Here is a 6,253-nt window from a genome sequence, read left to right as displayed (position 1 = left end):
CGAAATTACTTGCTTCATTCTATGCGTTAACTCACTTAATACTAAAAGTGAATACAATGGTTCTGAAATTAATGAACAAGGATCAGTGTATTTAACTTGACGTGGGGAGTCATACCAACGCCTCGATAAGAGGCAAAAAATTGTTGGCTAAAATGTTGAACACAGTGAAAATAGTCAACTGTATTTTTTCGATTGAACCGCTTGTTATGTTTTGACTAAACAGATGTTTCGTACGCTTTCGATAACCATTCGATAACTTCACTGTCAACGTCAGAGATATTATTTAGTTGCATTCTATGGGTACACATAGTGCCAAATGGTCCTGATGCTTCTAACCGCCCTTGCACCTCGACGTCTTTAAGTTTTAAACCCAAGTCTATTCTTGTTTTAGTTGCCGGCTTAATTAAAGCAAACTGTTTTTTTCTGATGAAACTTACACTTCCTTTTTTGGGTGTAATTACAACATCTTCACCAAAGTTTTTGATTACTAAGAAAAGCATTTCATAAATAGGCTTAAGCGATTCTTTACCACCATATTGATTTAAAACTAAATCTTCAGGAGGATTAGTTCTTTCTTTAGATAAAGTGACAATTGTATTTGCAAACCCATGTGTTACACCATGCTCTGTTTTTAAAAATTTCACAGCCATTAAATGCTTTTCAAAATTCTCTTTGTCCAAGGTTTGAAACCATTCTTCTAATTTTTTACCTGTTTTTTCAGGCATATTTTCAATCATTTTTTGCAGCGATTTATCCATATACTCCACCTTTTTATTCAAAAAATAACGCCCCATTAAGAGACAAATAATAGTTAGTTAAAATAAGCAACGAAGCAGCAAATAGCCAGCTGTTATTTATCCTGCTAGAATAGCTTGTTAGCGCTATACCTTATAATTCCATCCGCATTTATTTTTAGCTTCCTTGGCATTCTTTGCGCCACTAACCATAAAATCCAATTGTATGGATGTCAATACAGGTGTTTTATCAACATTTACTTCTGTTGCTGACCATCTCCAGCTTTTGAGAGACGCAGCAGCATGGTAATCAAATACACCTTTAGGATAAGATTCCTTTACTTTGTAGCCACTGGTTTTACCATCTTTGTTTATACCGACAATAAGATCAACACAACCAGATAAACCTTTCCTTGCTGCTTCTATTGGGTATTTAGGGTCTAGCCTCTTTTCAACTATCCAATACTCTTTAACTAATTCTCTTTGTTCTTTTAAAGATATATCCTTATATTCAATTAGGGATTCATCGACAACTTGAAAAGTATCATTAGACGCACATGCACCTAAAAATAAACTTATTATTGTAATTGAAACGGCATTTCTCATTGCTAACTCCTTATAGCTCTATCGCCCTAACTACAGGCAAAAAATTGTTTGTTAAAATACTGAAGAACAAAAACAGCAAACTGCTTTTTGTCGTTTAAAAGTCTTGTTAGTTTTTGTTACCACATTTTATTTGTTTTTCACCAAAGTGATAAACATTATTTACCGCTACGTATACACTTGAGACAACTGCTGATGTCGGCATAGTTATTACAGATAAAAACTCATCATTCCATTCATAAAAGCTAGTGTCGCCCTTCATTAGATTAACAACTTTAAGAGTCTTTTTATCTGTAGACAAACCACATTGATATTTTTGAGAATGATCCACTTCAGGAACAACAACACATCCTGTGAAGATCAGTGTACAGATAATAATTATTACTTTGTTTAACATCAAATTATCCTTTTTGACAAATGGAGATAATACACGCTCTACGAAAACTAACGCTTTGCTAAGCGGCTAAAAAATGGCTAGCTATAATAGCGAGTAACGAGCACAGCCCGCTGTTTTATCGGTCTTGATTTGCTTGTTAGCCGTATGCTAGTTCATTAGAAAGGTATAATAAATGGTTCTCTTACAAATTGAACCAAAAAGTAAATAACAATACCAATTGCTGGAAATAATCTTCTTATTAATAAAGAAGTTTGGGGAACCACATTTGAGAACATAGGTACGATCCCTGAAAGTACAGAAAATAGCAAAGTAAGACAAAGTAGAATTATAACTAAGAAACTTTGCTCTATATTGAAGATTAGAACCGAAAAAAATAGAATAAGAAAAAACCATCCTATTAATTCAAGAGTTGATGTAAGTTTAAAAAATTTGATAATAGGCTCCTTACCTAAAAGCTTCATAGTACAGCTGGTGCCCCATTAAGAGGCAAATAATAGTTGGCTACAATGTTGAACGAAGCGGAACCTAGCCAACTGTTAAAATTCCTGCTTGAATGGCTGTTGTTAGAGATCATTTTTCAACGACATTGCGACTTTTCGAATACCATGAGCTGGTGTCCACTGTTTAAACTCAACAAAGCCATATTTCTTGTATAAATTAATTGCTGGATCATTGGCAACGGCAGTTTCTACAATTGCTTCTGTAAATTCAAATAAGTCGAGAATATAACTAATCAATTGACCTGCAATCCCTTTTTTAAAATACTTTGGATCAACGGTTAAACTATCTATTTCTAATTGATTACCCTTTACAACAACCTCTATGACTCCTGCGATGCATCCATTTTCATAAAAACCATAAAACAGTGTTTCTGAATTCTTTATATCTTTAATGCTTCGCGATAGTGGTGGAAAATTAGAAGCATTAATAAGCTGAGCTTCAACTTTGTAAGAGTTTTGAAAAACTTTAAAAATTTTATTACCAACGTCTTCATTAGAATTATCAAGTTTGTTTATCATAGTATGCCTAGGCTCAAAATCTGCATTGCTCTCTAACGCCACGTTAAGCGGCAAATAATAGTGGGCTAAAATAAGCGACGAAGCAGCAAAAGCCAACTGTTTTTTGTCCTTTTCAGTGACTTGTTAACTTCCGTATTCATGACTGTAGCAACATCGTATGAAAAATTATACCGTCTGTATTTTGTTGAGCCGAATCAAGGCGGAAACCGAAACGCTCATAAACAGGAATAGCCATAGTTGAAGACTTTACCCAGTAATTCCCATTACCTCCTTGAGCTATACAGATTTCATTTGCTGCTGACCACAATTGTTTAGCGATATTTAACTTTCTAGAGTTAGGGTCAACAAAAAGCTGACTTAACTTTTCTTTTTTGAAAATTGCTATTATTCCGACAATTTTGTATTCCTTGACAAAACATAACATCAAATATTTTTTATTTTGGATGCGTTCTTTTATAGCTTTCAATTCAAGGCTTTCTTTAAAGTGTACAATACCTTCTTTATTAAAGTCAGAGTTGGTTTGTGGTTCTGCGGCGCTCAGAATTAGAGATCGAATTCCTACTGCATCATTGATTGTAGCTTTTCGTATACTCATTCTATCCCTAGGAAGTTAACGCCACGTTAAGCGGCAAAAAATTGTTGGCTAAAATTGTGAACAGAGTGAAGCAGCCAACTGTTTTTTGTCCGTTTGAACGTTTGAGCAGCTTGTTAGCTGCAATTTAACTCTTACTATTTAACTGTGAAAGCAAATACAGTCAAAGCTTTTTATCATCGAATACTTGCAACAGGGTATTATTGGTATAAATAATACCCATATGTGTAATCTGTGGCCCTTCAGAGTTGGTAAACTCCATACTCCATGATGATGCAGAATAACCTTCGCCATGAACAATACTCAATCTTTTACTACTGACACCATCAGAGAATACTTTACCTCTAAAGGACTCCTCACAATAATCCAGACACAAACGCTTATCCTTTAAATATAATGAAGACACAAGTAATTGATCAACGTATTTCATGTACTTAGGATGTTCTTTGAGAGTAGGAATAATAATATATTCTGATGATATTTTTAATTGAATATCGTTAAATTCAATGCAAACATCATTTTTGCAATGTTCTTCAGCTTTCAAAGCGTTGCATATAATCAGTGATAATAAAAATACGATAACTAAAGTTATATTGGAAATAATACTCAACAGTGCCTCCTTGCAGTTAACGCCCTATTAAGAGCCAACTGTTATTTGTCCGGCTTGAATGGCTTATATGCCGACGTTCAACTAAACAGCTCGATAACTAAACGTACTGAATGATTTAATATCACAAAAACACCAAGATACATTAGAATTTTAGGCGATTTTGGATATTTAGTTTTCATCCAAATCATGGCTGGTGATTTTTCTGACTGCTTAAGGTAGCCACTAAAGAATGCTACCCCATATAACGAAATTAGAATGACTAATAAATGATCAAGTATTGAGTAGATGTTCAAAACATTCCTTGGCATATAACGCCTAATTAACAGGCAAATGATAGTTGGCTAAAATGTTCAGGAACGAAAACAGCCAACTGTTTTTTTTCCTTTTGAATGACTTGTTATAGGGCAATTAAACGCATGAAATTTAGCGACTTAGCACCTCAATAACATCGTCACTTAATATATGTTCCTTACCTTTGAAAACATCTAATATTCCAGGTGCAGACTTACTATTACCAAGTACACTAACATAGCAACGATAAATATATTTACCGTTAGAAAAAGAATAGTGATGATTACCACCACTACCTTCAAAAACCATTTTTCCATTTTCTAAAATTAAATCAGGTTTATCTCTAGTTTTTTTATCGATACTCCATGACGAATAGCGATAATTGTAATCCCCAAGATCATCAATTCGAATATGAAATTTAGATGTTTTCCACTCTAATATTGGTTTTTTATAAACTCTGAGGCTTAGATGCAAAGTTTGTTTTTGTTTTTCAATCAAACTTGCTTTGATCTCTTTTTCTTTTGAAGATTGATATGTTATCGCTCTTATTTTATTTTTGGAATCTAGCCAAAGTTTACCGCTAGAAAACATTACGCCTCTCCAGCCCATCATGCTCCAATCTTTGTCTAGATCAGAGTTAGCTATTAGCTCGATAAATTTTTTATCAAACACTTCATCAAAGCGATTTACTAACTCTGCTTCATTTTTAATGGCAGGTATTGGAAATTCACGCCCTAATGGATAAGAAATAAAAGTTGCAATAGCTTTCTTATCCTGTTGCTTGAAAGCACTTTTAATCAAGGAAATATCCTCGTGGTATTTTTTATCAACAGCAAACGAAGTTGATGTAAATAGAATGGACAACACCAAGATTAAATTATTTATAAACTTCATGGATACTCAACACTCCGATTTGCCCTATAACGCCACGTTAAGTGACAAATAATAGCTGGCTAAAATTAGTGAGGAACGAAAGCAAGCCAACTACTTTACGTCCGTTTAAGCAACTTGTTAGCTGCTGATTGCATCCAACTCTTGAACTGCTGTTTTTAATTTACTAAGGGCTACAGATTCATTTTTATTATATGGTGATTTATAAGTAGCAACCGCTTTAGAAAAAGCTATATCTGCTTTTTGCATTAAACCTGATTTTTCATATAAAAAACCTAAACGAATATAAGAAAATGAAAGACTAGATGGACCAGTTTTTTGTAATAATTTATCCGATTGATCGGACTCTTGAAGCCTCACAATAGATTCCATTGCATAGATTGCAACTTCAGTTGACTCATGAAGATATACTTTATGAGCAATTTCTGCTTCATTATTTAAGAAATCAGCTGAAATATCATTAGCAAAGCTAATATTCGAAGTAATTACAGCAAGTGCAACTAGAATAGATTTAAATATATTTTTCATAATAATTTCCCTATAGATAATAAAAATACTGCTTAAGACCAAAAGCAGCTAACGCCCCATTAAAAGTCCTGCTTGAATGGCTTATTATGTGTCGTACAACGAAACTATATACATGTGAATTTAGCTTCGAGATCAAAACCTTGTGTATAATTTGTATCAACGTCACTAAATTCCCAAGAGCCAATTTTCGTACTAGATTTACTTTTGACAAATTTTTCAACTTCTCCAGTCTGACTATTTTTCGTAGAAATTAATTGAAAAGATTTTCCACCTTCAACTTCACATCTAGACTTCATGACACCTATCAACATAGAGTGAGCTTTCTCTTTTGTTTCTCCACCCACTACTGTATAGAACGAACCATCATCGTAAGGAATCGCTCTATCGGATAAGGATATATTTGTACAACCTAAAATTAATGATATGGGAAGTAAACTCAAGTATTTCATATTATTCCTAAAGACACATAGACACAATGACTCCCCACAAGGTGCTAGCCTCTAAATGTGGGTTAGTTTTACAAACCAGAGCCATAATATATGTGTCAACATTATCAAACAGAGGCTAGCATGATAAAACATAACATAC

General features: G+C 33.7%; 9 protein-coding genes. All 9 read right to left on the bottom strand.

The genetic code is table 11. The features are described from left to right. Nucleotides 1-215: 215 nt before the first annotated feature. The 9 genes from H4J57_RS18950 to H4J57_RS18910 all read right to left on the bottom strand — a co-directional run bounded on the left by H4J57_RS18950 (nt 216) and on the right by H4J57_RS18910 (nt 6,114). Nucleotides 216-758 (bottom strand): DUF4287 domain-containing protein, encoded by a 543-nt coding sequence (locus H4J57_RS18950; protein ID WP_182243915.1) that lies wholly within the window; start codon nt 756-758, stop codon nt 216-218. 123 nt (nt 759-881) lie between these two features. Further along, nucleotides 882-1,340 (bottom strand): energy transducer TonB, encoded by a 459-nt coding sequence (locus H4J57_RS18945; protein ID WP_182243914.1) that lies wholly within the window; start codon nt 1,338-1,340, stop codon nt 882-884. 106 nt (nt 1,341-1,446) lie between these two features. After that, nucleotides 1,447-1,734 carry a hypothetical protein gene (locus tag H4J57_RS18940; RefSeq protein ID WP_182243913.1) on the bottom strand — a complete coding sequence of 96 codons (288 nt, stop codon included), beginning with the start codon at nt 1,732-1,734 and terminating at the stop codon, nt 1,447-1,449. Nucleotides 1,735-2,297: 563 nt separating this feature from the next. Continuing rightward, complete coding sequence (locus tag H4J57_RS18935; protein ID WP_182222648.1) at nt 2,298-2,753, bottom strand: GNAT family N-acetyltransferase; 456 nt, start codon at nt 2,751-2,753, stop codon at nt 2,298-2,300. Nucleotides 2,754-2,889: 136 nt separating this feature from the next. Then, nucleotides 2,890-3,348 (bottom strand): GNAT family N-acetyltransferase, encoded by a 459-nt coding sequence (locus tag H4J57_RS18930; RefSeq protein WP_182218386.1) that lies wholly within the window; start codon nt 3,346-3,348, stop codon nt 2,890-2,892. 160 nt (nt 3,349-3,508) lie between these two features. After that, the gene (locus H4J57_RS18925) at nt 3,509-3,955 is read right to left on the bottom strand and encodes a hypothetical protein (RefSeq protein WP_182243912.1); all 447 of its coding nucleotides are present in this window, start codon (nt 3,953-3,955) and stop codon (nt 3,509-3,511) included. Nucleotides 3,956-4,378: 423 nt separating this feature from the next. Then, on the bottom strand, nt 4,379-5,140 hold the full coding sequence (locus tag H4J57_RS18920; RefSeq protein WP_182243911.1) for a hypothetical protein: 762 nt from the start codon (nt 5,138-5,140) through the stop codon (nt 4,379-4,381). A 117-nt stretch (nt 5,141-5,257) separates the two neighbouring features. After that, the gene (locus tag H4J57_RS18915; protein WP_182243910.1) at nt 5,258-5,665 is read right to left on the bottom strand and encodes a hypothetical protein; all 408 of its coding nucleotides are present in this window, start codon (nt 5,663-5,665) and stop codon (nt 5,258-5,260) included. Between the two features lie 104 nt (nt 5,666-5,769). Then, the gene (locus H4J57_RS18910) at nt 5,770-6,114 is read right to left on the bottom strand and encodes a hypothetical protein (RefSeq protein WP_182243909.1); all 345 of its coding nucleotides are present in this window, start codon (nt 6,112-6,114) and stop codon (nt 5,770-5,772) included. Nucleotides 6,115-6,253 lie beyond the last annotated feature (139 nt).

The organism is Colwellia sp. BRX8-7 (genome assembly GCF_014077275.1).
Classification (GTDB): domain Bacteria; phylum Pseudomonadota; class Gammaproteobacteria; order Enterobacterales; family Alteromonadaceae; genus Colwellia_A.
Note: the sequence above shows the minus strand (reverse complement) of the source record. Positions and strands in the feature narration are given on the sequence as shown.

What these genes read in the sequence shown, in the direction of transcription:
- H4J57_RS18935 (WP_182222648.1), bottom strand. Translation starts at nt 2,753, where the DNA reads ATGATAAACAAACTTGATAATTCTAATGAAGACGTTGGTAATAAAATT.
- H4J57_RS18945 (WP_182243914.1), bottom strand. Translation starts at nt 1,340, where the DNA reads ATGAGAAATGCCGTTTCAATTACAATAATAAGTTTATTTTTAGGTGCA.
- H4J57_RS18940 (WP_182243913.1), bottom strand. Translation starts at nt 1,734, where the DNA reads ATGTTAAACAAAGTAATAATTATTATCTGTACACTGATCTTCACAGGA.
- H4J57_RS18950 (WP_182243915.1), bottom strand. Translation starts at nt 758, where the DNA reads ATGGATAAATCGCTGCAAAAAATGATTGAAAATATGCCTGAAAAAACA.
- H4J57_RS18915 (WP_182243910.1), bottom strand. Translation starts at nt 5,665, where the DNA reads ATGAAAAATATATTTAAATCTATTCTAGTTGCACTTGCTGTAATTACT.
- H4J57_RS18910 (WP_182243909.1), bottom strand. Translation starts at nt 6,114, where the DNA reads ATGAAATACTTGAGTTTACTTCCCATATCATTAATTTTAGGTTGTACA.
- H4J57_RS18930 (WP_182218386.1), bottom strand. Translation starts at nt 3,348, where the DNA reads ATGAGTATACGAAAAGCTACAATCAATGATGCAGTAGGAATTCGATCT.
- H4J57_RS18920 (WP_182243911.1), bottom strand. Translation starts at nt 5,140, where the DNA reads ATGAAGTTTATAAATAATTTAATCTTGGTGTTGTCCATTCTATTTACA.